This window comes from Bartonella sp. MM73XJBT.G, assembly GCF_028618435.1.
In the GTDB taxonomy this organism is placed as follows: domain Bacteria; phylum Pseudomonadota; class Alphaproteobacteria; order Rhizobiales; family Rhizobiaceae; genus Bartonella.
Map to the genome: position 1 here is coordinate 94,942 of NZ_JAQISW010000005.1, position 24,974 is coordinate 119,915.

A 24,974-nucleotide genomic window follows, 5' to 3' on the forward strand; every position below is an offset into this window, starting at 1 on the left:
CTTAATATCAGCAGTATAATATTAAGAGCATCCTCCCCTTCAATGGAAGAGCTTGAAATTTTTATAAATTATTGACTTCTAGGATAATATTTTTAATTTTGAACCAACTAAAAAGAAAATTCTGTAAGTTCTATACTATTAATTATGAAATAAAATCTCCTTTCATAACACACAGGTGCATTCTTCTTCTCTTCAAAACACTTACTTGTAAACAGTTCTCCTTTTTCCTTTATCTTATATCTAGATAATTTATAAGAAGTATTTTATGGTGTCTCTTAAATTATTTTTATTCCTATGTTAATCTTGTTTATAATATGCACAAAAACAGTTTTTTCTTCATCATAAGAAAGTTCTCAATGAAAGAATTTCACTGTATTCATTATTCTTATTAAATTAAAAATATAAATTATGCTTATAAAGCAAATCATTAATACATATGAAAACTTTATGTTCTTGAAACTGAGCGTTTAAAAATACTTAACTCTTATCCAGTCCATAAACAGCATGTAATGTTCTCACCGCAAGTTCAGTATAAGCGCTATCAATCAAAACAGAAATCTTAATCTCAGAAGTCGTGATTGCTTGAATATTAATGCCCTTTTCAGCTAAAGCCTTGAAAGCTGTCGCCGCAACACCTGCATGGCTGCGCATTCCAATACCAATCACAGATATTTTGGCAAGATCACTTTCAAATTGTAGAACATCAAATCCAATTTCTTTCTGATTTTTCTCAAGAAGTGCAACAGCTTTTTCTACATCAGCTGATGGGACTGTAAAAGTCATATCGGTTTTTGAGCCATCTTCAGAAGTATTTTGCACAATCATATCAACATTAATGCACTCTTCAGCCAAGGGACCAAAAATTGCTGCCGAAATCCCTGGACGATCGGCAAGCCGACGCAGCGAAATTTGTGCTTCATCTTTAGCAAAAGCAATACCAGTAACATTTTGTTGTTCCACGATTTCATCCTCATCGCAAATAAGTGTTCCAGAAGAACTCATTGGATCCCCCATGCCTAATGCATCAGGATCCTCAAAACTTGAACGTACAAAAGTACGAACCTTATGAACCATGGCCAATTCAACAGAACGAACCTGTAAAACTTTTGCCCCAAGAGAAGCCATTTCCAGCATTTCTTCAAAAGCTACTTTTGGTAAACAGCGCGCCTTTGGTTCTATACGTGGATCTGTTGTATAAACACCATCCACATCTGTATAAATATCACAGCGATCAGCTTGTACAGCTGCTGCTATAGCAACAGCACTTGTATCTGATCCCCCACGCCCTAAGGTAGAAATTCGATTATCCGGCGCCATCCCCTGAAAACCAGCAATAACAGCAACCTGCCCCTCTTGAAAACGTTCTATTAAAAAAGAGCCATCAATATCAGTAATACGCGCACGACCATGTGCATTGTCTGTATGAATAGGGATCTGCCAACCAAGCCAGGACCGTGCATTGATCCCCATCGCTTGAAGTGTTAAAGCCAGCAAGCCTGAAGTGACCTGTTCTCCAGAAGCAACCACAACATCATATTCACGAGCATCTCTATGGACGGGCGCAGCATCACACGTCCACTGCACAAGCTCATTGGTTTTACCCGCCATCGCAGAGACTACAACAGCAACTTCATTGCCTGCATCAACCTCTCTTTTAACATGCCGTGCAACATTATGAATACGTTCAATGTTTGCGACAGACGTTCCACCAAATTTCATGACAATGCGCGCCATTAATAACACTCTTACCTTTACATCTTTTATCTCAAGCAATAATGAGAATAAGACACTGTATCAACTATCCATTTTCTCGACATAACGAATATCTATCATTTGTGCAAGTTTCATTATGATTATATTAATTTTTCTTGACTTTTTATAAAATCTTCTGGACTTGATCATTAAAAATAAAAGGAAGGCTCTATGATAGAGGAAAGACAAACAACTGTTGATCAAAGTGAAATTGATCACTTCTCACGGATTGCTAAAGAATGGTGGAATCCACAAGGAAAATTTCGACCTCTTCATCAATTTAATCCAACACGTCTTGCTTACATCAGAGAAAAAATCTGTTTAGAGTTTAATCGTGACCCTGTTTCACTGACGCCTTTTGATAATTTGAAAATTCTTGATATTGGCTGTGGAGGAGGATTGTTATGTGAACCCATGGCACGTCTTGGCGCTATCGTTTTAGGCGTTGACGCCGCACAAACGAATATTGAAGTTGCAAAAATCCATGCAGCACAAAATAACCTTTCAATTGATTATCGTACGACAACAGCAGAAGCACTCGCCAATGAAGGAGAGAAATTTGACATTATCCTTAATATGGAAGTTGTTGAACATGTCGCTGATGTTAATCTCTTCATAAAAGCGACAGCAAAAATGCTAAAACCACAAGGCTTGATGTTTGTTGCAACACTCAACCGCACGTGGAAAGCATGGGGGCTTGCTATTGTAGGCGCTGAATATATCCTCCGTTGGCTCCCTAAAGGAACCCATGATTATAAAAAATTCCTAAAACCTCGAGAGCTTAAAAATTTTTTATCAAAAAACGCTCTGTCTGTCATTGATGAGATAGGTATCACTTATAATCCATTAAACGACAGCTGGAATCGCTCAAAAGACATGGATGTTAACTATCTCCTTCTCGCAAAACGGTCTTAAAGAATGTAATCGTCTTAAAGGTATGTTATTTATAGTGATTATACATCTTGCAATAAAGAATTGAGTTTTCCCTCAGCTTCTAAAGCATAAAGGTCATCACAACCACCAACGTGATAATCACCTATAAAAATTTGTGGAAATGTATTACGTCCATTTGCGCGCTGTACCATTTCTTGACGAAGGGATGTGGAGGCATCAATATCTGTATATTTTATGCCTTTTTTATCAAGCAAATCACGTGCTTTTGTGCAATAAGGACAATTAGGACGTGTATAAATGATTATCTCTTTCATAAGTATTAATCTCCTAGTGTTTTTTATAATATCCACTTTAAGTTCCTATTGAAAAGAAGGAAAAATAGAATCTTCTTTAAGAACACGTGAAAATGTTAGCACGTCAACCCGTCGTGCACCTGCATATTTTAGTGCAGCAGCTGCTGCTGTAACTGTTGCACCCGTTGTAAATACATCATCAATCAGTAAAATAGAACATCCTTTGAGGTATTTTTTTACTTTATGCGAAACCTTAAAAGCATTTTTTACGTTACGTTTTCTTTCTCTTGAAGAAAGACTAACCTGCGGGCGCGTATGTCGAGAACGAACAAGCCAACCGGGTTTTAAAAGCTTTTTTTGTGATGCTGCAATATAACGGGCAAGCTCAGCAGATTGATTATAACGCCTCTTCCAAAAACGACGAAAATGCAATGGAATGGGAATAATAACATCACATTCATCAATAACCTCACGTCCAGCAGACATCATCCAATTGGCCATAAATGGTGCCAATTCTATATGATCACCGTATTTTAAGCGCGTTACCAAAGTGCGTGCAAGTCCTTTATGAACAATGACTGAGCGAACACGTGAAAAAGGGTAAGAATTACGGAGTGCTTCACCACTAAGAAAACCATCCCCCATATCACAAACAAAAGGCGTCCCCATAACAGGACAATAAGGTTTCGTAATAAATTGGAGGTCTTTCCAACATTTAGAGCAAATCGTGCCGTAAGTAGAAACATTTTGCTTACATCCAGGACAAATTGGTGGATAAAGCATCGTTTTAAAACGCTCAATGAATTGACTGAGTATATCCCCGCTATTTAAAGCCGCTTCTCGAAAGTAAAACATTATAAATTTAGGCTTTTACAAGTTCCCCGTAGAACAAAAGTTCCTTTGTATTTCCTCAATTTATAAATTTAATTTCTTTAAAAACTCTTAAGCTCCTATAAACTTATTTTTATTTCACATTATAAACTTGACAGAGCGTGCACAAACATGAACCTTTTCAAAATATATTCTTTCATAAATCAAAAGTGTTCCACAATATGTCCCATCCTTTAATTTTTGATCATAATCTTATTGAACAATTCCGCAAACGCGCCTTCCAAAAAGCAAAAAAAGGATATGATTTTTTACTCTCTCTCATGGCAGAAGATCTCTATCAACGTCTTAGCACTGTTGATCGCCTCTTTACATTAGCGCTTGATTTACACAGCCATACAGATCTTGCCGCGCAAGCTCTCATAAAATCTGGAAAGGTTTGTTCTATAGAACGTATTGAAACCGATACGCTTTATAAAAGCTATGATAAAAAATTTCATTTACGTCATCGAGAGTTTCTTGATTTACCTCAAAATTACTGCGATCTTATTGTTTCACTTCTTTCATTACAATTGACGAATGATACCCCTGGTGTTCTAAGCCAGATAAAAAACACTCTTAAACCAGATGGCTTATTGCTGGCTGTTATGACAGGAGCTGGTACTCTCAAAGAATTACGTGAATGTCTCTTACAGGCTGAAATTGAAATTTACGGTGGAGCAAGCCCTAGAATCTACCCTTTTGTCGACATTCGTGATGCAGGCGCTCTTTTACAGCGTGTTGGTTTTGCTCTCCCTGTAACCGATGTTGAAGAGATTACAATACGTTATAATACAATGTTTGACCTTATGCACGATCTTAAAGCGATGGGAATGCAAAATGCCCTCATCAATCGCTCACGGCGCCCTGTCTCTAAACGCTTTTTTCTCCGCGCTGCTGAAATCTATGCACAAAAATTTAGCGATCCTGATGGACGTATTCGTGCCCATTTTTCTTTCATCTGGCTCTCTGGTTGGGCTCCTCATCCCAATCAACAAAAACCTCTACACCCTGGTTCTGGGCAAATATCTCTTACAGATGTTTTAAAACCCAAAAAAATATAACCCAAAATCATTTTTCAAAAATACTTTTATCCGTTGTTCGTAATATTTGACTGGTGATCGTTCCTGCTATCATTGAATCACTCACGTTTAGAGCGGTACGTCCCATATCGATCAGCGGCTCAATAGAGATAAGGACAGCGACCAAAGTAACAGGAAGCCCCATGATTGGTAACACAATCAATGCTGCAAAAATAGCCCCTCCCCCCACACCAGCAACACCAATGGAACTCAATGTTACAATCCCAACAAGCGTCGCAATCCAAGTAGGATCAAGAGGATTAATCCCCGCGGTCGGTGCAATCATGGTCGCGAGCATTGCTGGATAAAGACCTGCACACCCATTTTGTCCAATTGTTGCCCCAAAAGAAGCTGCAAAACTCGCAATGGATTGTGGTACACCTATCCACTGTGTTTGCGCTTCAATATTCAAAGGAATACTTGCAGCACTTGAACGACTACTAAAAGCAAATGTCAAAACCGGCAAAACCTTTTTAAAAAAACGGAAGGGATTAATACCAAAAATGCCGAGCAACACACCGTGAAAGCCAAAAATTAAAATAATACCAACATAAGAAGCAATGATAAAAACGAGTAAATTTAAAATATCTGAAACATGAGAAGATGCTCCTACTTTCGTCATAAGTGCAAAAATACCATAAGGCGTCAAAGCAATCACAAGACGAACTAACCGCATAATCCAAGCTTGTGCCACTTGAATAAATAAAAGTGCTTTTTCCCCTTTTTCTGGCTCATCTTTCTTTAAGAGAAGAACTGCAGCCCCTAAAAATGACGCAAAAATAACAACACCGATAATTGATGTACGCTTGGAACCACTTAACTCAGCAAAGGGATTTTTAGGAATCAAGGATAAAATCATCTTTGGAATATTCATATCTCCAAGTTGAGAAATACGATCCCCAAGAACAGTAGAAACATTTTGCCCTTCATGTACCAAACCATTTGCGGTTAAACCAAAGGCATTCACGACTAAAACGCCAACCAACGCTGAAAGAGCCGTTGTAAAGAGCAATATTGAAATGGTCATTATACTCATTTTTCCAACAGCATAAACAGAATGCAAATGAGCAACCGCTGAGACGATAGAGATAAAAACCAATGGCATAACAATCATTTGGAGCAATAAGATATAACCACTCCCAACAATGTTAAACCATTCAACGGATTTCAGCAAAATGACTTCACCTTCTCCATAAATAACCTGCAAAACACCACCAAAAATCAAGCCAAGGATAAGCCCCAGCATGACACGGCGTGAAAGGCTCCATTGCATTCTCTTACTTTGGGCAATCCACAATAAAAAAATAATAAATAGAAATAAATTGATGAAAAAATTAAACGTCATTGTCTATGCCCAGTCTCTATCCACTATTGTTATAATTTATGGTGAATAATATGCATAATTCAAAATCAATGCATAATATTTAAAATTAATGTATAAAGCTTACAAGGTTTTTAAAAAGTCATTATTTTTTTAATTTATAGATTAAAAGAGAATTTTTTATCTATGAATAACTGTTTAAAGAAAATAAATAAATTTATTTCTCTACTCTAAAATTAAAGAGCTTATAAAATAGTTTAAAAAGAGAAATATAAACACCCTTCATTGCATTTTTATACTGAATAATCCCAACCGTTCTTATTCTATCAAAGTCCTTATCACTCTCTTTTGCCTTTTGAATTAAGGAAAGCTTTCTTTAAAAATGATTCATTAACAAACAGACATTCATGAGTTTTCTGAACAATAAACCATCAAGCTCCTCTTACCAACTTTATGGACTGCTCTCCCAAAAGCTTTTAGAGAAGAAACTTTTTTGTTTTTCGAAATTCTCTTATAGGCATAAAAATATGCCCTCTTAATAACGAAAAATCGCAAATATGAAGGATTTAAAAATCATAATGCCTATTGAAAAGGTAATGCAATTATTAATGCATATTACTATTTAATACAACCTAAAACATAATACCAACAAAAATACCCTATATCTTATCGATATAACTAAACTAAGTGATATCAACCGTTATAATAGCCGTATTCAATATCAGTCTATTTATCAAAGATAAGGAGTTAAATCACTCATGAAACGTACCGTAACATTTATTGTTTTATCTTCTCTATTGATACTTTTGTTCGCTGTATTAATATCACTTGGATATACGAAAGTGAACAATCTGAATCTGTACGATGAACTTTATCAGTCATATCTCAATAAAAACTGTAAAAGCTCGGGATATCGCGAAAAAGAAGAAATAGCAAAAGAATATATAAAAATATTTAAGAGTAAGGTAGAACCCGTCACATCTACAGAATAAAATAAGGAATTATTTTAAAAATATTGAATAAAACAACAAGTTAATTTTCATAATTAGATATTTTAAAATATTACCCAAAGCTACTCTTTTTTTGTGGATGCTTTACTATTTTAGGTAAGGAATCCTAATATGAAAGTCTGCTAAATAATAAGAGAAGATGCTTTTTATTTTTTTATTTATTGAAAAAAGACGTTTTTCTCGCAAAACTTGAAGTAGACTTTTAGTAATCCGATGTTTGAATACGTAAAAAAATTCTAGATTCTCCAACGGATATTAACAAAAAAAATAAATTATCCCTATAGAGAAAATGGTTCCCTGTAATTTTTCCATCCATTAAAAAATCCAGCTATTGCATTTATAATGGCTGTATAACAATATCGTATAATGTCACTAAAGGCATACAAATCCCCATGCAATCTTGCTATTAAAAAGCAGAAGCAATAGGCAGTTAGAAGCGTACCATACGTTTTTAAATAGTAAAAGAAGTGTTTGTGGCTTAACAACATAAAAAAACTAAGGTTTTGTATTTTTACTCTACAAAATAAACACTTTGTATTTTTTTAAGTATAACGTTGAACCTATTGAATACAAATAATATTTTTTATTCCTATTTAAAAGTAATAAATTTATTTTCTACTCTCCTTCATAATATGAACGAGTCAAGCAGATCAAAAATGTTTGATAAAGAGTTAAATAGAACAAATCATCACGAGCACAACGATATAACATAGAGGTTACGGAAATATCATAATCATAGTAATCTTCAGTATGCTCGAGATCTTTGTATTGTATCCCTTATGAGCAAGGTTGAAAGAAAGAGGGATATTCTCTCTAAAACAAATGAATAAATGAACTACTATGATAATATACAGTTTTAAAAAAGTACAAAGTTTCTTTGCCTTCAATTTAATAGGCACATTCTAAAAATATAGGTTCGACAGACTCATTCCAAATAGAAGAGTAATGAAACAAAAGTTTTTCAGCATCTGTTTGTCCTGTTGCTACAACCTCTTCTAAAGGATTAAGAAAATTTGTTTCATCAAAACCATTTGCATCATACTGTTTACGATTTTTTAAGCCCTTGCGTGCAATCGCAATAGCTTGACGAGCTAATTCTAAAAGAATAGTTTGACGAAAAGGGGTTTTTAATCCTTCTTTGGGAACGCGCTGGCGCATCTCCAAAACTTCTTCAAAACACCAATCTTTGGTCAAAGCCTCTGCCTCGTTAAGCGCTTCTCTATCATAAAGAAGCCCAACCCAAAAAGCCGACAATGCACAGATGCGCTTCCAAGAACCGCAATCAGCGCCTCTCATTTCTAAAAATCTTTTTAATCGAACTTCAGGAAATAACGTTGATAAGTGATTAATCCAATCACCCATGTTCGGAATTGAATTTGCAACCTGTCCTCTTAATGCCCCATTCATAAACTGACGAAACGTTATATGTGTACAATCATAATAACGGCCATCACGTACAACAAAGTACATAGGAACATCAAGAGCCCATTCAACGTAATCTGCAAAACCAAAATGCTCAGAAAATATAAAGGGAAGAACACCTGTCCTGTGATTATCCGTATCACGCCAAATTTCAGAACGCCATGACAAAAAGCCATTTGGGCGTCCTTCTGTAAAAGGTGAACTTGCAAATAAGGCGGTCGCAATGGACTGTAATTTCATGGATACTTGCATTTTTCGCCGCATATCACTTTCAGATGAAAAATCAAGATTCACCTGAACCGTTGATGTACGATACATCATATTAAGACCATTATGCCCAACTTTCGGCATATAATCAGACATAATCTGATAACGTGATTTAGGCATTTTCGGCGTTTCAGCTAACGTCCACTTTGGGCTCGCTCCCATCCCCAAAAAGCCAATACCCAATGGTTTTGCAATTTTTTTGAGAAGAGTTAAATGTTCCATCAACTCATGATACGTCTGACCTATTGTTTTTAGTGGTGCCCCAGATAATTCAAACTGTCCTCCAGGTTCCAAAGAAATAGCCCCCTGATCAACTGATCCTACAAGCCCAATAATATTCCCTTCATCTAAAATAGGTTTCCATCCTAAAGCGCTTTGCATCCTCTCTAACAGCGCTCGAATCCCCCTCTCTCCGTCATAAGGAACAGGACGAAAACCATCTCTATAAAACGGAAACTTTTCATGTTCTGTGCCAATACGCCAATCTTCTTCTTCTTTATACCCCCCTTGGAAATAGCTAACCAAGGAATCTAAGTTATAAACTTCACTTTCATCCATTACATCAAGCGCCATAACTTATCGTATCCTATCATTGGTATTATCATCTTAAATGAATTGTTTAGAATGATTTTACAGACATCTCAATCCATTGACCAATCCCCCACGGTAGCATTCAGAAGAGCCAAAGCCGCAACAGCGGCAGTATCAGCGCGTAAAATGCGTGGACCTAATGATATTGAAACCACAAAAGGATGCTTTTTTAAAAAGCTCCGCTCTTCTCGACTAAATCCACCTTCTGGTCCAATGAGAATACCAGGTGCTGTAACGTCACACTTTTTAAAAGAAGATAATGGATTATACGATTGATACTCTTCATCACAAAAGAATAAAGGCTGTGTCTCATCCCAACGTGCTAAAAGCTCTGCTAATGATAGAGCTGATACACATTTAGGGAGAGACAAAATACCACATTGTTCAGAAGCTTCAATGACATTGGCTTCCATACGCGCCATATTGATACGCGTAACCTGTGTATGATGCGTTATAACAGGCTGCAAAATTGATACCCCCATTTCAACAGCTTTCTGCACCATATAATCCAACCGCGCGTTTTTGAGTGGAGCAAAGCAGTAAATAAGACTGGAATGCGTCGTTTGTAATCTTTCTTGATGAATAAGCTGAACCAAAACAAATTTTTTCTTAATAATAATAAGTTTAGCAAGCCACTCACCATCCTGTCCATTAAAAAGTAGAATTTCTGCTCCTTCTTTCATCCGCAAAACATGCACAAGATAAAAAGCTTGTGCTCCTTCTATCTTTATTTCTTCATTCAAAGCCAATGTCTGTCGGATAAATAATCTTTTAAGTTTATAGTTTATGCGCATAAAATCTTGCCAATGCTCACTATCGTCATCAAGAAATGAAGAAAAATATATAACAAAAAGAAAAAATTATATCTATAGAGCTATAATATATTAAAGAATTATAGAGTTTTTTTAACTTTATGAGATAATGATAGGAACTAATAGATCGTTAAGTGATTCTGCTTTCATATAAGTTTAAATAATACACCATTCATCTTTGCACTCAATCATTGATGGATCAGTGGAGGAAAGATATGTCTGCTAAAAAAGCTACCATTATTACCATTACAACCCTCTTAGCCTTTATTTTGATTACAGTGGGTATTGGTTCTGTTGGAGCAGATGGAAAGCATACAGTTATCAAAGATGGTTACGGTATTTCTTCTCAGATTCAATAAGTGCTGACTAGATATGCCCTTAACGTTTTAAGACAACAAAATATTTTTTAGCAATTTTCTAAGATTTGCACTCGTATTGTGCCCCTCCTATATTTTAAAGATTCCAGAGAGAGGCGTTTTTATTCCTCTCTTAAATTGTTTATTTACATAACACCTGCATTTATGTGACAAAGAGAAAGGTTTTTGGTTTATCACGAATAGATTAAAATGAGAGAATCTTATGATCGTGAAATCTCTTATTTAAATTTAAAAACGACTCTAAATTACAGATGGACGAATTATTATTATAGAGTAGACTGTTATACAGATGAAAAACAATGCTCAATCTGTATCAATGTCTTTTGTAACCCAAAAATTACCATGATCTTGTCCTTTAGATCTCAGAGAAAATGTAAAAGGCCATACAAGGCTTTTAGCAAGGCATTGGACATCTTTACATAAAGTTTCTGATCTATGATTTTTACGTAATTGTGCCTGTAGTATCAATTCATTCTGCTGTCCTTGAGCAAAAGCAATCGTAACAGCCCCCTGTATGGATAAACTAAAGTCTGCTGTACACATCAATGACTCTGTCACCTTCATCATGCCCTCTAAAAAGTTTGTCTGAATATCCCAGTGATCAAAACTTGTGGAGATAGAATCATTATTTTTTAAAAGAAATTGTTGTTTGCTTGAAAGTTTTGTTTGTAATTCATTCAAATCATACCCTAAGAGCCGACCAGAAGACATTTTTAGTGTTAATCCACCCTGCATTTTTGTAAAAACTTCCATCCAAGAACCCGCAAGTGTTTGTATTGTTGCGGTAAAATTTGTTTTGCTCTGTACAAATGGCATAAGTCCTAAAGCTTCTAAAGCCTCCCGTGTATCAATAGAAGATCCTGAAATATTTCCTCCAATACGTATTTTCTCTCCAGCTGGCGTAACTTCAATATTACTTTGAACGGATCCACCCCAAATATTTGCATGTCCAAGATCAAAAATCCCATACCCATTTTTTATTTGTATCGTAGCAGCTAAATCTGTGAGTAAAATATTTTCTATTTTGGCTTGAGACGCAGAAAGTCGTATATCCACTCCAATACGATCAAAAATTTCCCTATTAAGAAGTAGATTGTTCTTGTTAACAGGCGAAAATACTGATCCCAAGAGGTTAAAATCGAGGTTATCAAATGCTAAAGATCCCATTATAATTGGTACATAGTCCTGAAACTCAACTTCTAAAGCTCCACGCGCATTTGCTGTTCCTATGCTAAATGTAACATTATTCATTTGGATGTTCTTTGGCTGTGCTAAAAAATGAGATTCCCACACAATGGGTATTTTTAATTTATGTCCCCAAATTTGATTCCTTCCAAACCAAGACACAGTCTGATTCCATCCAGGAGAACGCATCGACACTTTTCCGTCAAAAATATAATATTCAGATAACTGCGCCTGTCCTGTAAAAGTTATTCCCCCACGTACAGAATTGAGACTTGCTTTAATCTGGCTTTTTCCTCCTGCCAGAAGCGACAATGCTTGAGCAGCATCAATTGATAATTTTGTAAATTCTCCGCGCCAACGAGCATCTGCACGCAACCGTATTTCTTGAGTCGATTCTGACCAATCTAAAGTCGCATTTAATCCTGTGATTTTTTCCGCTACTTCTGAAAGACTATCTTGATACACAAGAGCACCATTTTCAATGACAACCCGCCCAAAAGGTTGTTTTAAAAGGTGTTCTATCTCTTCTGGATGATCAGGTTTTTGTTTTAATATTTCACGCGCCTTGCGTATGGCTAATCCTAAGGCTCCTTGTGAGCGTGAAAATCGATCAAAAAAATCTGCTATTGTTTTAACGGGCTTTTCCATAACAAATTGAGGACGAACAATTCGCGTCTCCGAAAAAGAAATATGCCCCCGCAGCAAATCTATTAAAGAAAGATCAACTTCTATGGATTCAGCTTCCATCAACGGTACAACATGATCCATTTTTGCTGTTAAAGTAACACCGGAAAGCAACGCTTTAGGGTAAGGAAAAAGATTTAAACGCGGTGGATCACGCAATTGCACATTATAACCTGTCCATGTACTCAACTCTTGCGCTAAACGAACACGAATCGCATCTGTAGAGACAAGATAAGGTAAAACGAGAATCCCCACCCCAAATAAAAAGATAATTATAATAAAAATTCCGCTCAAAAATTTTATTATTCTGATGCGCACAATATCCCTCTATACGTATTCTCCTAATAACAGATTAAACACAAACTCAAATAATCGTTAAAAGACTTTTTATAACCCTGTAATTCACCATATCTGCTTTGTATTTTCATTATTTTTGTTCTTTATCCAAAGTTTATTCAAACAGCAATATTGCTACTTCTTTATAAAGCAATTATCTAAAAGTCTTCTAAAAATACAAATCCACAACGTTATTAAACCATTCTTACTATTTCCCTATGAATATTGCTATAAAACTCTATCGTATTATTAGAAAATGCTTTACAAAAAAACAAACAGCCTTACCGAAAGGATCTTTCTCATGAATAATATTATTGACGGAAAAAAACTTGCTGAAGAGATTATTGAGAAAGTTAAGGCTGAAACAACAAAACTCCGTAATAACTATAATATACAACCTAGCATCGCTGTCATTATCGTTGGAGACGATCCTGCAAGTCAAGTTTATGTCTCCTCAAAAAATAAAAAAGCTGAAGAATGTGGATTTCTTTCAATCAAACATGCCATTTCTAAAGAAACCCAAGAAAAAGAGCTCCTTCAACTTATTGCAACGTTAAATTCTGATCCAAAAATTCATGGTATTTTGGTACAGCTGCCTCTGCCTGCCCATGTCAATACAAACCACATAACACAAGCCGTTGCTTTCCAAAAAGATGTTGATGGTTTCCATTATGTCAATGTAGGAAAACTCGCAGCAAATGCACTTGACGATGCTATTATTCCCTGCACACCAGCTGGTGCTATGATGATGATTGAACAACACTGTGGGCGAGATTTATCTGGACTGGATGCTGTTGTTGTTGGACGTTCTAATATTGTTGGAAAACCTATGGCTGCCCTTTTAACAGCAGCTAATGCTACTGTGACAATTGCCCATAGTCGTACCCGTGACCTTGATGATGTATGTCGGAGCGCCGATATTCTCGTAGCGGCTATAGGCCGTCCTCAAATGATTAAAAAAGACTGGGTGAAAAATGGTGCAATTGTTATTGATGTTGGTATTAACCGCATTGCCACACCAGAAAAAGGTGTAGGAAAAACGCGTCTTGTTGGGGATGTCGATTTTGAAAATGTAAAAGAAAAAGCCGCCGCAATTACCCCTGTTCCAGGAGGTGTTGGACCAATGACAATTGCTATGCTTATGGTTAATACACTTAAAGCTGCTGCCCGATTACACAATCTTCCTATACCAAAATTCTAAAAATTTTAACAATCATTGTACATGATTTCATTGCATATGGTTCACCTTGTTTTTTTTGCATTTCTCACGTCATAAAAACAGATGCTCCTTGATCTGCACGATTAACCGATTGACGGAACACACGAAAGAGTTCGCGTCCAACACCTTGTTCATTTTTTGAAAGATCAGGAGGTATGATTGTTCGCGCATTAAATTTTGCTAAATCCTCTAAAAGAGTTAATTTACCCCTATGAACATCGAGGAAAACAATGTCACCATCTTGCAACCGCGCAATGGGGCCATTATCCAAAGCTTCTGGTGTCACATGTATGGCAGCGGGAATTTTTCCTGATGCTCCGGACATACGGCCATCCGTTATCAATGCTATCCTTTGACCACGATCTTGTAAAACACTTAAAATTGTTGTTAATTTATGAAGCTCTGGCATCCCATTGGCTTTTGGTCCTTGGTAGCGAATAACAGCGATGAAATCTTTATCATGCAATGCTCCAGATTGAAAAGATTTTTGGAGCTCCTCTTGATCATTAAAGACAAGGGCTGGTGCTTTAATCTGCCAATATTCTGGTTTAACGGATGAAACTTTTATAATAGCTGTTCCCAAATCTCCCGATAAAACACGAAGACCACCGTCAGGCTGAAATGGTTTTTTCCACCCTGCTAATATTTTATGATGAGCACTTTCATTCACAGCGGGTTCACGCACCACACAACCATCAGCAGAAAGCTTTGCTTCAATTGCATAAGCATTGAGATCTTTACCACAAACTGTAGAAACATCTTCATGCACTAAACCGGCCTCTATAAGCTCGCGAATGACAAATCCCATACCACCAGCTGCGTGAAAATGATTGATATCAGCTAAACCATTGGGGTAAATCCGTGCTAAAAGAGGAACAACTGACGAAATTTCTGCAATATCATGCCATGTCAATCGAATACCGCAAGCAGCAGCCATGGCAATTAAATGAATCGCATGATTGGTAGATCCTCCCGTCGCATTTAAACCTACAATAGCATTCACGAAAGAGCGCTCATCTACTATCATACCAAGTGGACTATAATCATTGCTAAGGGCTGTCATTTCAAGTACACGCTTTGTTGCTTCCTTTGTTAAAGCATCACGCAACGGTGTATTCGCATTGATAAAAGCGCTACCTGGCATCTGTAGCCCCATCATCTCCAATATCATCTGATTTGAATTAGCAGTCCCATAAAATGTACAGGTTCCTGGCCCGTGGTAAGAGCGTGCTTCTGATTCCAATAATGTTTGACGATCCACCTTATTTTCTGCGTAAAGCTGGCGTATTCTCGCTTTTTCATTATTGCCTTGACCACTTGTCATGGGACCAGCAGACACAAAAATTCCTGGTAGATGACCAAATGTTAGTGCACCAATCATTAAACCAGGTATAATTTTATCACAAACTCCAAGATACAGTGCAGCATCAAACATATTGTGTGATAAGCCTATAGCGGTAGCCATTGCAATCACTTCACGCGAAAAAAGGGAAAGCTCCATCCCCGCATTCCCTTGTGTTACACCGTCACACATCGCGGGAACACCACCTGCGACTTGTGCGACACCACCCACTCTGCGGGCAGCCTCTTTAATTAAGCGAGGAAAAGACTCAAAAGGTTGATGTGCTGAAAGTATATCATTATAGGCCGTGATAATGCCAATATTTCCAACGATATTTCCCTTCAAATGCTCTTTGTCTATTGCTCCACAAGCAGCAAAACCATGAGCCTGATTGGCGCAGCCTAAAAAACTTCGCTTGGGACGGTGGTTTTGTGCGTTCGCGATGCGCTCTAAATAAATTTCTCGTGTAGGTAGAGAGCGTTCATAAATCCTTCGTGTAACTGTGGCAATTATCTTGGAAAGTGTCATATTTACTTCCCCCCTTTCATTGTTTCTCTCCCTTATTCATTAAAGAGAGATTGCATTTCTATTCCCCTTGTCTCTCACATTCTGATTCACTTATTTCATTTTCTGCAGGTGACCAATAAACCTGCACAAGATGAGGGGAATTACGCAAAATTGCCCGAATCGGCATTTCTATTTCAGATCCATCTTGACAAGCCTCTTCAAAGCAATCGCGTTTCTGAAAACCTTCAAAATGGAGAATAATACAACGAGATTGCATAATAACTGGCAAAGTTAGTGAGAGTCTTGGCTCAAAAGCACTCTTGGCATGAAGTGGTAAAACAAGTGCTTGTGTTCGAAGATCAAGTGCTTGCTTTAAACGATCAGCATCAGGAAAAAAAGAAGCCGTATGTCCATCATTCCCCATTCCTAAAACAACAACATCAAAGGGTTTAGGTAAAGTATTAACACGACTTGCTGCTGAAAAAGCCGCAAGCTCAACGGTGCGGGCCTTATGATAAAGCCCTACAAAATGCGCTTTAGCTGCAAAATTTTGTAATAAATGATGCCGTACCATATGTTCATTGGAACGCTCATGGTGAGCAGGTACAAAGCGCTCATCGACCAAAGTAATGATAATATTTTGCCAGTCAATGTCAGCCTTTGATAAATAATGGAAAAACAATTCTGGTGTTTTTCCACCAGAAACCGCCAAAATTGCACGTTTTCTCTCAAGTACAGCTATACTAAGCTCTGCTGCAACACGGTCAGCCAACGCTAAAGCAAGAGTCGTGGGTGTTTCAAAATTTAAACGGTCAATATTCATTCCATGCATACTTATTGTTTATCGCTCTAAACTAAATTGTTCCACATACGTCCATCACGTTCCATTAAAATTATCGAAGCAGGCGGTCCCCATGAACCAGCGCTATAACCATGAACAGGCTGTTTTATTGCTTGCCATCCCTCAATAATAGGATCAATCCAATGCCAAGCCGCTTCAACTTCGTCACGACGCATAAAGAGTGTTTGATCTCCGCGAATAACATCCATCAATAAGCGTTCATAAGCATCAGGATTACGTTGAGAAAATGCAGAAGCAAAACTCATATCCAGGGGGATATGACGAAATCGCATACCACCAGAACCTGGATCCTTAATCATCAACCATTGTTTGACGCCTTCATCAGGCTGGAGGCGAATAACAAGCCGATTAGAAAAAATCTCATTCGAATCCACATTAAAAATATTATGTGGAATGGATTTGAAAACAACCACAATTTCAGACATTCGCGTAGGCATACGCTTACCAGTTCGTAAATAAAAAGGTGTATCTGCCCAACGCCAATTATTAACCTTAACCTTCAACGCTACAAATGTTTCGCTCTTACTTTCTCTTCCCAAGTCTTCAAGATAAGATCCCACAGGATCACCCTTCAAGACACCAGAAAGATACTGCCCACGTACAGTATGGTGCTCTACATTATGAACATCAAGAGGTGTTAAAGAATGTAAAACTTTCAGTTTTTCATCACGTACAGCATTTGCTCTATTCGTAAATGGTATTTCCATCGCCACCAAACAGAGCAATTGCAGCATATGATTTTGCACCATATCGCGTAGTGCACCTGCACTTTCATAATATTCTGCACGCCCTTCCAAACCTAAAGATTCAGCAACCGTTATTTGAACATGATCAATATAATTGGAATTCCATAACGGCTCATAAAGTGTATTAACAAATCGCAATGCCATCAGATTTTGAACAGTTTCCTTGCCAAGATAATGATCAATGCGAAAGATTTGATCTTCATTACAAACACTTGCAAATGCATCGTTAAGCGAAACAGCTGTTTTTACATCACGACCAATAGGTTTTTCAATGATAATTCGTGTTTGTGGCGTCACCAAATTGCTTTTCCCCAACTTCATCGCAATATCAGAAAAAAGTGACGAACCAACAGCCAAATAAAAAGCCCGAATATCTGTTGAAACTTGTGACAATACCAGCGCAAGATCTTGCCACCCTTGGTTTGAGGAAACATCAACAGAAACGTAAGTCAAACGTGCAAGAAAGCGATGAAGTTCAGTTGAATTGAGATCTTTTGGATGAATATGTGCTTCTAAAGAAGCCCGAACAAAATTTTGATATTCTTCATTACTCCATGCAGAACGAGCAACCCCAATAATACGCGTGGGCTCATTAAATTGCCCAACACACTGACAATGATAGAGAGCAGGCATAAGTTTGCGCGCTGCTAAGTCACCATTACCACCAAAAACAATACAATCAAAGGGAGAAACTGGAATAATTTTACTTACCATGAACTTATTTATTTTTCTATTCGATTATTCAATCCTATATTACTTATAACCTATATTACTTATAACAGCTTTCATCATTAAAGCAGGCAGAACCTAAACAAGCCATTAATTTTCTAAATTTCAATCAATGTTTCTGTTAAAAATGATCCATTAAAGAAAACCAACGCATTGCTAAAAATATAAGCGGATAACGCAAAATTCTTCCTCCCGGAAAAGATGAAATCTTTAAGTCTTGAAAAGAGGCAAAACGTTCATGATTCCCAGTTAACCATTCTGCGTATAATTTTCCCATAAAAGGAGCAAGTATAACGCCATGCCCTGAATAACCACCACAATAAGTAATTCTTGAGAAAAGTTGTCGAACATAAGGCATTCGTTCAACCGTGATGGCGACCGTTGCACCCCAATGATGGGTTAGATTAACAGAGTGTAGCTGAGGATAAATTTCAGTAATCTGGCGTTTTATACGTTTTTCTAAATTTGCAGGATATTGATTATCGTAGCTTTCTACTCCACCAAATAATAAGTGATTATCCACGCTTTTGCGAAAATAGCGAACCATAAAACGAGAATCATCAACCGATTCGCCCCCTTGAAGAATCGGGCTGTCTTTCTCTAACGGTTTTGTTGCTCCAATATAAGAGCGAAGAGAAAAAATCTTTTTCTCAACAAATCCTTGAAGTCCAAGTTTATACGCATTGGTCGCAAGTAAAACATGCTCCGCTCTTATATTTCCCCGTTTTGTTATCACCCTCCAATGGTTACCATTGCGTTCCACTCCTGTTGCTTGGGTTTTCTCATAAAGCTTAGCACCAACATTTTTCGCATTTTTTGCTAACCCAACAATAAGCTTTAAGGGATTAATATGACCCGTATCGGCATCATAAATACCACCATGATAAAAAGAGGAACCAAGCCGTTTTACTGTTTCATCCCTATCCATAAAAGTAAGACCGTAATAACCATAACGCTGCATCGTTTCTATATGCCGTTGATAAGATGCTCGTTCACGTTTTTTATGGGTAACAGAAAGCTGTCCTCGCATAAAATCGCATTGACAATTGGGCATTGCACACCAAGATAAGATATCTCTTTTGGCTTCTTCAGCTAAATCAAACAAAGCCTTGCTTCGCTCAAAACCATATTTTTTCTCTAGTGTTTCTACCCATTGCCGTTGCCCCGTTCCTAATTGCCCACCATTGCGCCCTGAAGCACCATCACCAAAACGCGAAGCTTCACACAAAACAACATGCACTCCAGACTTCGCTAAATGGTAAGCAGCCGAAAGTCCGGTAAATCCACCTCCAATAATAATCACATCACACTGTATATTTTCATTTAAAAACGGATAAGAGGGGCGTTCTTCTAAAGTGTCCTCATACCAAGAAATTCCTGGAGAAATCGGATTATAATCAATCATCGTGATAAACCTCAAACATTAAGCAAGAGATATTCGCGCTCCCACGGGCTAATCACTTCCATAAAAGTTTCAAATTCCTGTCGTTTGATTGCAGCATAAGTACTGACAAACACATCCCCTAAAATAGCACGTATCGCTCTATCTTGTTCAAATAAATTGACCGCTTCAATGAGACCACGCGGTAATTCAATGCTATCAGCATTCACATTACTTGTTGTTGGCTCATCGGGTTCAAGCTTTTGCTGTAGCCCAATGAGACCGCAAGCCAAAGAAGCCGCAAGCGCTAAATAAGGATTAGAATCTGACGAGGGAAGCCTATTTTCAACACGCCGTGCTTGAGGAGCAGAACGAGGTACACGAAATGCTGTGGTACGGTTATCATATCCCCATCGTAAATTAACCGGTGCTGAAATATCAGGCATAAGACGTCGATAGGAATTTACATAAGGAGCAAGCATTACAAGTGATCCTGCCATATGTCTTTGTAATCCACCAATAAAATGACGAAAACAAACACTTTCTTCACCATCCTTTTGTGTAAAAATGTTCATACCTGTCTTCTTATCAACAACGGATTGATGAATATGCATCGCAGAACCTGGCTGCCCTTGAATAGGCTTGGCCATAAAAGTAGCATACATATTATGCTTTAGTGCTGCTTCACGAATTGTTCGTTTAAACATAAAAACTTGATCGGCTAATTCGATGGGATCACCATGGCGTAAATTGATTTCAAATTGCCCTGCCCCTTCCTCATGAATGAGGGTATCAATCTCCAACCCTTGCGCTTCCGAAAAATGATAAATATCATCAATGAACTCATCAAATTCATTCACACCGGCAATCGAATACCCTTGTCCCCCACCAATTGAACGTCCAGAACGCCCAACTGGAGGAACTAAAGGATAATCAGGATCAGGATTTTTCTGTACTAAATAAAACTCAATTTCTGGTGAAACAACCGGCATTAGATCCATTTGTGTATAAAAATCAACGACTTTTCGCAAAACATTTCGTGGTGTGTAATCGACAACATGTCCATTTTGATACACAAGATCACAAATCACTTGTGCTGTGGGAGCATCTTCCCATGGTACAATGCTTAATGTAGACAAATCAGGCTCAAGGCGTAGATCACCATCAGTTTTGGGATATTCAAAACCATGACCATCTTCAGGATAATCTCCTGAGATTGTTGCGACAAAAACCGCTGAAGGTAATGCCAATGATGTTTCCGAGGTAAATTTTTTAGAAAGCATCATTTTGCCACGGGGTACCCCCGCTTGATCAGGAGTAATACATTCAATATCTTCTACATTACGGAAAGCTAGCCACTGCGAAACTTGCTGCCAATTGCTTACACCTCGTAATTTTTTAAGAAAACCAGAAACAGGCTTAGAGCCTTTTTTTTTCATTTGTTTACCATTTTTCACAACCATAACACACCAATTTTAAAAACAATCAAAGCCCGCTATTATGGTATCATTTCATGTTTAAGCGTTACTAAAAATCCTTATCAACTTAATTTTTAGAGAATATGCAACTCCCATCAAGGCAAAAGAGTCCTTGTTATTATTATAAGCTGCTTATCATATTAAACATAGTGAAAAATGACACTGCATGTGATACATCTGTGCTAACGTTCTGTTTATAAAAAACAAAAGTCCTAAAGCTATTCTGGCAAGCAATAACCATATAAAATCTTATAGTGGAAGATCAACGTAATTATGATAGCTCTACTTTTAATGTCCACAAAGAAGCGATACGCATCGCCACTTCTGCTTCCTAAATCTATACAACAAAATACCCAATCATAGCTTCTCATTAACTGCGCCTTACCGCAACTGCGATAAATGCTTGAGACAACGAGAAGCGCTCAGCATTCGTGGACAGCTGAACGAAAGGCGAATTTCCTATTCTGCTAACAAATCTAGCTTGATTGAGAACACCACCCTCCTCAATGATTTTCTTGCCCCTCTCCAAACGCTATACATATGACTTCTGACTTCTTATTTGCCCAGCTGAATCTTATTCAGCATTGACAATTTACCTCATCGGTACAAACTGACACAGTATATCAAGAAATACTTTTTTAGCTAATCATACATTATAAAGCTATAAATATTCTGATCATGAAAAACTCCGTTTAACAATTCAGCTTTTTTCAATCTTCCCTCAAGCTCAAAGCCACAGCGCTGTGCTACTGCGTTGCTTTTTTGGTTGTCTACTGAGCATGTTATGACAAATCTTTTTATTTCGCCAGATTTCAAATAAGACTGTATCAAGGCCTCCACAGACTTAGTGATAATCCCTTTTCCTTGAAGTTTTAAATCAAGCCAATAGCCGATATAAGCGGTCTTATTACCACTATCAATCCTATTGAAAGAAAGTAATCCCACTGGAACTTCATCAAACAAAATAGCATATGTTTTTCCATCATTCTTCTGATGTTGTAAAAAGCAAACGTCAAGAAAAATAGCTTCATCATATTCATTCGTAACATAACGTGGCCAAGCCATATATTGACTGAATTCCTTTCTATTACGATCTATAATATTAAAAAGTTCGGAAGCATATCTCGAGGACGCGGGTGCGAGTTGAATATTTTTATCCACACTAATAGCTTCCTCTCTATACAATAAATCTACTCGCCCAGCTGGTAAGGCATTTTCTGCAAGCCTAGCTGTTACGATTTCTTTTTTGTATAAAGCGTATACGGGAGGTTTAAAACGCGTCCATTCATGAGCAGTTTGTAAATCATAAGAACCGCAACCGCGAATAATAAACAACTGATCTTTGCCCAAACCATAATCTGCCTTGGGAAAAAGGCAGTCATTTTCAAAACAGTTAAAACCTACTAATATCTGACCATGTTTACCACAAGCGTTTTTTTTCTCTTCTAACGGCACAAGCGAATGATGCCAAACACGGACAGAAGGTATCCAGTTAATGCCAAGATTTGTCTGTATGATATCGACCTGATCGCGCTTTTTAATACTCACAGTTCTTCCTACAGCATAACCATGATCTTCGCTGATATACCTACCAAGCTCAAAAATCAATTTCCATCTAGCAGGTAAAGTGAGATCTTGTTCAGATAAAACATTAAAAATTTCTTGGAAAAACTCCCGTGGTTTTGTAGCCGTAACTCCAGCATCTGCTGAAAAGGAGTCTGCTGGAAATCCGCCCCCCATATCAAGATACCCTCCCTTAGGCATATTTTTTAAAAGGAAGGGAAGCCAATCACGCAAGTTCTCAATAATTCGTGCCGAACTTTCCAGATTCGCATCTATATGAAGATGAAAGCCCTTAAGATAAACATTCTTGCAAGATTGCAGCAAGGGAACGATTTCTTCCTCAAACTCTTCCACTGTCACTCCAAAACGAGAACGCTGGCTATCTTTGTAAAAATGCGCCAATCTTAAGCCCAGACCCACTACGCGGTCAGTATCAGAAACCAGATCAATTATGGCCTTGAGTTCGTGCGGGCTGTCGACATGAATGAGTGCCTTTTCAGCAATCCCTTGAGAAAGATCTTTGAGAGATTTATAAGGTCCATCCAATACAATCCTATCGCCAGTAAAACCCGCCTTTAAAGCTAGCTGAAGCTCATCTGCCGTGCATACTTCTGCACTGAGTCCGTGCTCAGCGATTAGTCGCAACAACAAACCTAACGAGCATGACTTAACCGAAACAGCAATAACTGCGTCCAGAAAATATTGCTGACAGACCGCTTGCAGATGCAGAACCCGTTCCAGCGCAGAATCAACATCGAATATAAAAAATGGCTCGTCGCTATAAGGCTGGCGTTCACGTAGTCGTTTAGCTGCCATGATGATATTTTGAGCTACTATTTTTTGCGCCATAACTGTATGGTAACTCCCTGATAATCTCGTTGAGCATTAAGAGGAGCACGGATAGCAAGATATCGCTCATAAAATGCATCCTGTATATTTTCCTCAAGCGAACAAATGAACTTATTTTCAATTCTAATATATCTACGAAGATTGTCTTTAAGCTCATCATAGGATCGAGACGATAATTCATAATCTTTTTCTTGATCCAGTTCCAATCCTGCTTTGCCCAAAAAGTCATGCCAATAATGCAGCGTCGAAGCAGGATCAGGTTTGAACCCTATAGCGCTATAAACGTCAGTAATCATTTTATCGCTAAGCGCCCTTCTATAGTAAAAATTTGAAGTACAAAGAATACCCTCTACTTTCAAAACACGACTGACCTCAGACAGCGGTTGTTCTCTTGCTTGAAAAAATGCAAAATCACATCCACCAAGTACATGAACGTTTCTGCATAAAAAGGAAGGCTGCAGGCGTCAGAAGCTTGATAGCGTAAACGACTATCCGCAGCAAGCTTAGCGGCCAACTCACGAGCAATAATGATTGCTACTTCAGATATATCAATGCCCTCTGCAGAAGATCCAGTTTTTTCAAAACAATAACGCGAACTGTAACCGGTAGAGCCAGCAAGATCTAACAACACAGAATCGCGATGAATGCCTGCATGCTCGATCTCATAATCAACAGTATAATTACCACTGAGCAGCGTATTATCCTGTTTCATCAGCGCTACAAAATCAAGATACTCATCGAACAAATGTCTTCAAACTTCGCAAATGTATCACTAAGCTCCATCATATAATTTTCTCCTTATAGGCTTTCTTTAAAACAGCTCTCCAGCGCAAAGTAAAGCCTTTGTTCTCCCTCTCGCTTTAAAAATACCGCAAATCCGGCGTGTAAGAGCCTAAGAGCGTCACGATTTTAAACCTCCTTGGCAATTTAGAAAATAATTTTACTTCGGAGCATTATCATTGATGTTACGCAAATTCTTTCTCAATATTACTCTTATAAACCACATGATCATACACGCTTTTCTCACTCGTCCCAGCGGTCCGTTCTAAATTCGCCAAAAATCTCTCCTTGCAAAACATTCTTGCAACGCTATAGTCTTGGTCAGTTCGTTTTAAATATCTAATACCATCAATAGTAAGATTGACATGCGCTTTATTAAGGGTTTCCTCTGCGCACTCTAAAAAGCTTGTGATTTCTTTGCAAAATCTAATATATACCCACTCTTTAGAAAAACATCAATATTATAAGCTTCTTGATCTGTTCGCTCCGATACTTCTGGCTCATAGCAGCACAATCATTTGGCGTATTCAAATCGGTCAGCATCTCTACTAAAAACGATGTACAGCTATTCATTTCGATGAAATCCATATAAGATGACCCACACACTATTTTTTTTCTATGTCTT

At 37.7% G+C, this 24,974-nt stretch carries 20 protein-coding genes; 4 read left to right on the forward strand and 16 right to left on the reverse strand.

From position 1 onward, the window contains the following. Positions 1-477: 477 nt before the first annotated feature. Positions 478-1,734 (reverse strand): aspartate kinase, encoded by a 1,257-nt coding sequence (locus PVV59_RS04385; RefSeq protein WP_273754814.1) that lies wholly within the window; start codon positions 1,732-1,734, stop codon positions 478-480. Positions 1,735-1,923: 189 nt separating this feature from the next. Here PVV59_RS04385 and ubiG point away from each other — a divergent pair, with 189 nt between their 5' ends. After that, the gene (ubiG, locus tag PVV59_RS04390) at positions 1,924-2,667 is read left to right on the forward strand and encodes a bifunctional 2-polyprenyl-6-hydroxyphenol methylase/3-demethylubiquinol 3-O-methyltransferase UbiG (protein ID WP_273754815.1); all 744 of its coding nucleotides are present in this window, start codon (positions 1,924-1,926) and stop codon (positions 2,665-2,667) included. A gap of 38 nt (positions 2,668-2,705) precedes the next feature. Here ubiG and grxC read toward each other — a convergent pair whose 3' ends face one another. Together grxC and PVV59_RS04400 are read right to left on the reverse strand one after the other, a co-directional pair. Then, complete coding sequence (grxC, locus tag PVV59_RS04395) at positions 2,706-2,960, reverse strand: glutaredoxin 3 (RefSeq protein ID WP_273754816.1); 255 nt, start codon at positions 2,958-2,960, stop codon at positions 2,706-2,708. A 45-nt stretch (positions 2,961-3,005) separates the two neighbouring features. Continuing rightward, positions 3,006-3,794, reverse strand: coding sequence for a ComF family protein (locus PVV59_RS04400; RefSeq protein ID WP_273754817.1), 789 nt, complete (start codon positions 3,792-3,794; stop codon positions 3,006-3,008). A gap of 197 nt (positions 3,795-3,991) precedes the next feature. Here PVV59_RS04400 and PVV59_RS04405 point away from each other — a divergent pair, with 197 nt between their 5' ends. After that, positions 3,992-4,870, forward strand: coding sequence for a methyltransferase domain-containing protein (locus tag PVV59_RS04405; protein WP_273754818.1), 879 nt, complete (start codon positions 3,992-3,994; stop codon positions 4,868-4,870). A 7-nt stretch (positions 4,871-4,877) separates the two neighbouring features. On the opposite strand, the gene PVV59_RS04410 is transcribed toward PVV59_RS04405, so the two are convergent. The 3 genes from PVV59_RS04410 to PVV59_RS04420 all read right to left on the reverse strand — a co-directional run bounded on the left by PVV59_RS04410 (position 4,878) and on the right by PVV59_RS04420 (position 10,293). Continuing rightward, the gene (locus PVV59_RS04410) at positions 4,878-6,233 is read right to left on the reverse strand and encodes an L-cystine transporter (protein WP_273754819.1); all 1,356 of its coding nucleotides are present in this window, start codon (positions 6,231-6,233) and stop codon (positions 4,878-4,880) included. 1,874 nt (positions 6,234-8,107) lie between these two features. After that, on the reverse strand, positions 8,108-9,481 hold the full coding sequence (locus PVV59_RS04415; RefSeq protein ID WP_273754820.1) for a glutamate--cysteine ligase: 1,374 nt from the start codon (positions 9,479-9,481) through the stop codon (positions 8,108-8,110). A gap of 68 nt (positions 9,482-9,549) precedes the next feature. Next, a complete protein-coding gene (locus PVV59_RS04420) occupies positions 9,550-10,293 on the reverse strand; it encodes a 16S rRNA (uracil(1498)-N(3))-methyltransferase (protein ID WP_273754821.1) in 744 nt (247 codons plus the stop codon). 233 nt (positions 10,294-10,526) lie between these two features. Here PVV59_RS04420 and PVV59_RS04425 point away from each other — a divergent pair, with 233 nt between their 5' ends. After that, positions 10,527-10,670: a hypothetical protein gene (locus PVV59_RS04425; protein WP_273754822.1), complete on the forward strand. Its 144-nt coding sequence runs from the start codon at positions 10,527-10,529 to the stop codon at positions 10,668-10,670. A 321-nt stretch (positions 10,671-10,991) separates the two neighbouring features. On the opposite strand, the gene PVV59_RS04430 is transcribed toward PVV59_RS04425, so the two are convergent. Beyond that, positions 10,992-12,875: an AsmA family protein gene (locus tag PVV59_RS04430; protein WP_273754823.1), complete on the reverse strand. Its 1,884-nt coding sequence runs from the start codon at positions 12,873-12,875 to the stop codon at positions 10,992-10,994. A 319-nt stretch (positions 12,876-13,194) separates the two neighbouring features. Between PVV59_RS04430 and folD the strand changes: the two genes are divergently transcribed. Beyond that, a complete protein-coding gene (gene folD, locus PVV59_RS04435; protein WP_273754824.1) occupies positions 13,195-14,094 on the forward strand; it encodes a bifunctional methylenetetrahydrofolate dehydrogenase/methenyltetrahydrofolate cyclohydrolase FolD in 900 nt (299 codons plus the stop codon). Between the two features lie 64 nt (positions 14,095-14,158). Here folD and edd read toward each other — a convergent pair whose 3' ends face one another. The 9 genes from edd to PVV59_RS09905 all read right to left on the reverse strand — a co-directional run bounded on the left by edd (position 14,159) and on the right by PVV59_RS09905 (position 24,495). Then, a complete protein-coding gene (edd, locus tag PVV59_RS04440) occupies positions 14,159-15,982 on the reverse strand; it encodes a phosphogluconate dehydratase (RefSeq protein WP_273754826.1) in 1,824 nt (607 codons plus the stop codon). Positions 15,983-16,040: 58 nt separating this feature from the next. Next, the gene (gene pgl, locus PVV59_RS04445; RefSeq protein ID WP_273754827.1) at positions 16,041-16,793 is read right to left on the reverse strand and encodes a 6-phosphogluconolactonase; all 753 of its coding nucleotides are present in this window, start codon (positions 16,791-16,793) and stop codon (positions 16,041-16,043) included. A 17-nt stretch (positions 16,794-16,810) separates the two neighbouring features. Beyond that, positions 16,811-18,283 carry a glucose-6-phosphate dehydrogenase gene (gene zwf, locus PVV59_RS04450; protein ID WP_273754828.1) on the reverse strand — a complete coding sequence of 491 codons (1,473 nt, stop codon included), beginning with the start codon at positions 18,281-18,283 and terminating at the stop codon, positions 16,811-16,813. Between the two features lie 136 nt (positions 18,284-18,419). Next, the gene (locus tag PVV59_RS04455) at positions 18,420-19,703 is read right to left on the reverse strand and encodes an FAD-binding oxidoreductase (protein ID WP_273754829.1); all 1,284 of its coding nucleotides are present in this window, start codon (positions 19,701-19,703) and stop codon (positions 18,420-18,422) included. 11 nt (positions 19,704-19,714) lie between these two features. Further along, positions 19,715-21,142 carry a glutamine synthetase family protein gene (locus PVV59_RS04460; protein WP_273754830.1) on the reverse strand — a complete coding sequence of 476 codons (1,428 nt, stop codon included), beginning with the start codon at positions 21,140-21,142 and terminating at the stop codon, positions 19,715-19,717. A gap of 657 nt (positions 21,143-21,799) precedes the next feature. Beyond that, positions 21,800-23,569: a 50S ribosomal protein L7/L12-serine acetyltransferase gene (gene rimL, locus PVV59_RS04465; RefSeq protein WP_273754831.1), complete on the reverse strand. Its 1,770-nt coding sequence runs from the start codon at positions 23,567-23,569 to the stop codon at positions 21,800-21,802. Continuing rightward, the gene (locus PVV59_RS04470; RefSeq protein WP_273754833.1) at positions 23,554-23,865 is read right to left on the reverse strand and encodes a hypothetical protein; all 312 of its coding nucleotides are present in this window, start codon (positions 23,863-23,865) and stop codon (positions 23,554-23,556) included. The genes rimL and PVV59_RS04470 overlap by 16 nt, the downstream gene beginning before the upstream one ends. A gap of 59 nt (positions 23,866-23,924) precedes the next feature. Continuing rightward, positions 23,925-24,314: a class I SAM-dependent methyltransferase gene (locus tag PVV59_RS04475; RefSeq protein ID WP_273754834.1), complete on the reverse strand. Its 390-nt coding sequence runs from the start codon at positions 24,312-24,314 to the stop codon at positions 23,925-23,927. A gap of 115 nt (positions 24,315-24,429) precedes the next feature. Then, positions 24,430-24,495, reverse strand: a complete 66-nt coding sequence (locus PVV59_RS09905) for a hypothetical protein (RefSeq protein WP_273721516.1) — start codon at positions 24,493-24,495, stop codon at positions 24,430-24,432. Positions 24,496-24,974: the final 479 nt, after the last annotated feature.

Coding starts and splice junctions, on each gene's coding strand:
- PVV59_RS04455 (WP_273754829.1), bottom strand. CDS start 19,703: ATGATTGATTATAATCCGATTTCTCCAGGAATTTCTTGGTATGAGGAC.
- PVV59_RS04420 (WP_273754821.1), bottom strand. CDS start 10,293: ATGCGCATAAACTATAAACTTAAAAGATTATTTATCCGACAGACATTG.
- PVV59_RS04385 (WP_273754814.1), bottom strand. CDS start 1,734: ATGGCGCGCATTGTCATGAAATTTGGTGGAACGTCTGTCGCAAACATT.
- PVV59_RS04400 (WP_273754817.1), bottom strand. CDS start 3,794: ATGTTTTACTTTCGAGAAGCGGCTTTAAATAGCGGGGATATACTCAGT.
- ubiG (WP_273754815.1), top strand. CDS start 1,924: ATGATAGAGGAAAGACAAACAACTGTTGATCAAAGTGAAATTGATCAC.
- zwf (WP_273754828.1), bottom strand. CDS start 18,283: ATGGTAAGTAAAATTATTCCAGTTTCTCCCTTTGATTGTATTGTTTTT.
- PVV59_RS04460 (WP_273754830.1), bottom strand. CDS start 21,142: ATGGTTGTGAAAAATGGTAAACAAATGAAAAAAAAAGGCTCTAAGCCT.
- folD (WP_273754824.1), top strand. CDS start 13,195: ATGAATAATATTATTGACGGAAAAAAACTTGCTGAAGAGATTATTGAG.
- edd (WP_273754826.1), bottom strand. CDS start 15,982: ATGACACTTTCCAAGATAATTGCCACAGTTACACGAAGGATTTATGAA.
- grxC (WP_273754816.1), bottom strand. CDS start 2,960: ATGAAAGAGATAATCATTTATACACGTCCTAATTGTCCTTATTGCACA.
- PVV59_RS04470 (WP_273754833.1), bottom strand. CDS start 23,865: ATGATTACTGACGTTTATAGCGCTATAGGGTTCAAACCTGATCCTGCT.
- PVV59_RS04415 (WP_273754820.1), bottom strand. CDS start 9,481: ATGGCGCTTGATGTAATGGATGAAAGTGAAGTTTATAACTTAGATTCC.
- rimL (WP_273754831.1), bottom strand. CDS start 23,569: ATGGCGCAAAAAATAGTAGCTCAAAATATCATCATGGCAGCTAAACGA.
- pgl (WP_273754827.1), bottom strand. CDS start 16,793: ATGCATGGAATGAATATTGACCGTTTAAATTTTGAAACACCCACGACT.
- PVV59_RS04405 (WP_273754818.1), top strand. CDS start 3,992: ATGTCCCATCCTTTAATTTTTGATCATAATCTTATTGAACAATTCCGC.
- PVV59_RS04410 (WP_273754819.1), bottom strand. CDS start 6,233: ATGACGTTTAATTTTTTCATCAATTTATTTCTATTTATTATTTTTTTA.
- PVV59_RS04425 (WP_273754822.1), top strand. CDS start 10,527: ATGTCTGCTAAAAAAGCTACCATTATTACCATTACAACCCTCTTAGCC.